This is a genomic window from Corallococcus sp. CA053C (assembly GCF_003611675.1).
Lineage (GTDB): Bacteria > Myxococcota > Myxococcia > Myxococcales > Myxococcaceae > Corallococcus.
On the sequence record NZ_RAWA01000726.1, the window covers coordinates 1 to 2,119 of the forward strand.

Consider the following 2,119-nt stretch of genomic DNA (forward strand, 5'->3'; position numbering starts at 1 on the left):
CTCGATGTCCTCCGCGCCGCGCTCGCGCAGCGGGGGCAGGAGCAGCTCCACGACCTTGATGCGGTAGTAGAGGTCCTCGCGGAACTTCCCCTCCGCCACCATGCGGGGCAGGTCGCGGTGGGTGGCCGCGACGATGCGCACGTCCACCTTGACGGGCTGCGTGCCACCCACGCGCTCGAACTCGCGGTCCTGCAGCACGCGCAGCAGCTTGCCCTGCACGGCCTGGGGCAGCTCCCCCAGCTCGTCGATGAAGACCGTGCCGCCGTCGGCCGCCTCGAACTTGCCGGGCACGCGATGGTCGGCGCCGGTGAAGGCGCCCTTCTCATGGCCGAACAGCTCGTTCTCGATGAGGGACGCGGGCAGGGCCGCGCAGTCCACCTTCACGAAGGGCTTGTCGCGCCGGGGGCCGTTGACGTGGATGGCGCGCGCGAAGAGCTCCTTGCCGCAGCCGCTCTCCCCGCGCAGCAGCACCGTGGCGTCCGTGGGCGCGGCCTTCTGCACCAGGCGGTAGAGGGCCTTGAGGGGCGGGGCCTCGCCGATGATGCGGTTGAAGAAGTAGCCCACCGGGGCCTGCGGCTGATCCTTCGCGCGCTGGAGCTCCTGGTAGAGGCTCGTCGTCTGCAGGGCGGTGCTCACCTGGGCGGCGATGGCGGTGAGCTGCTGGGTGTCGTCCTCGGTGAAGTGCCCACCGCCCCGGCGGTTGAGCACCTGGAGCACGCCGTACACGGCGCCGGCCGCGTCGCGCAGCGGCACCGCGGCGAGGCTGATGGTGCGGTAGCCCGTCATCCGGTCGATGTCCGCGAAGAAGCGGCGCTCGCCGCGCGGATCCGGCACGTGTACGGGCTCGCCGGACTCCGCCACGTAGCCGGCCACGCCCTGGCCCAGCTTCACGCGGATCTGCGCGACCTCCGGCAGGTGCGCCGCGCGGCTGAACAGCTCGCGGCGCGCCGGGTCCAACAGCCACAGCGTGCCGCGGTCCGCCTGCAGCGTGATGGCGATGCGGTCCACCAGCGTCTGGAGGAAGGCATCCAGGTCCACCTCGCGCCCGACGAGCGCGCCGAACGGGAGCAGGACCTGCGTGACATCCGGCGGGGACGGGGGCATGGCGGCGGGCAGCGGTGGCAGCGTGAAGGGCTCGCCCGGCACTGTAGCGCAGGGCTCGGGGCTCGGCAGGTTCATGCGCCCGCCGCGCGGCCCAGGAGCATGCGCTGGCCCTCGCGCGCGGGCTCGGTGAAGGGGAACAGGCCACGCGCCTGCTGCGCCATGTCCTCCAAGAGGTCGTCCGCGTGCGCCGGATCATGGTGGAAGAGGAAGAGCCGCCCGGCGTGCAGGTCCTTGGCCACCTTGGCCGCGTCCATCATCGTCGAGTGGCCCCAGCCCTTCTTGGACATGCCCTTCTTCCCCTCGTACTCGTCGGGCGTGTACTGCGCGTCCAGGCACAGCGCGTCCGCTCCCTCGAAGTGGCGCGCCACGTCCGACGTGAGGCGCTCCGGCAACTCCACGTCCGTGGCGTAGACGAACGAGTGGCCGTCCGCTTCCACGCGATAGGCCATGCACCCATCAGGGTGGGGCACGTCGATGGGCGTCACCTTGAACGGGCCCACCTCCACCGTGTGGCCGTGCAGCGCGGCGCCGAAGGTCATCTTCGAGCGCATGGTGGACAGCGGCACCGGGAACTGCGGCGGACGCATCTGCTGCGACAGCGTGGACTCCAGCGCCTGCGCGCCGTTGGCGCCCGGGCCGTACAGCGTCAGCGACGTCGTGGGCAGGTACGCGGGCGTGAAGAAGGGGAAGCCCTGCACGTGGTCCCAGTGCAGGTGCGAGAAGAACATCGTCACCTTCTGGGGCGCGCCCTCGCGCATCATCACTTCGCCCAGCGTGCGGATGCCCGTGCCCGCGTCGAGGATCAGCCGCTCGCCCTGGCTCGTCACTTCCACGCACGCCGTGTTGCCACCGATGCGTGAGCCCGACACCGCGATGCTGCCACGAACCCCGAAGAACCGGATTTCCATGATGTTCCTCCTGATGCTTCCGGCACCCTGGGGGGCGCCCTGACACGAGGGGGACAGAGCACGTCTGGTGCCAAGGCCAAGGGGCTGGAATCACTGGGGGTGGGCGG

Annotated in this window: 2 protein-coding genes; both read right to left on the reverse strand. The window is 71.0% G+C overall.

Annotated features, from left to right (window positions below; translation table 11 throughout):
* Positions 1-1,179 (reverse strand): sigma 54-interacting transcriptional regulator (locus tag D7V97_RS42615; protein WP_120616228.1); only part of this gene is annotated, 1,179 nt, incomplete at its 3' end.
* Entirely contained in the window at positions 1,176-2,012 is an 837-nt protein-coding gene (locus tag D7V97_RS42620) for an MBL fold metallo-hydrolase (RefSeq protein WP_120616227.1), read from the reverse strand. The genes D7V97_RS42620 and D7V97_RS42615, both read right to left, overlap by 4 nt.
* Between the last annotated feature and the right edge of the window lie 107 nt (positions 2,013-2,119).

What these genes read in the sequence shown, in the direction of transcription:
- D7V97_RS42620 (WP_120616227.1), bottom strand. Translation starts at nt 2,012, where the DNA reads ATGGAAATCCGGTTCTTCGGGGTTCGTGGCAGCATCGCGGTGTCGGGC.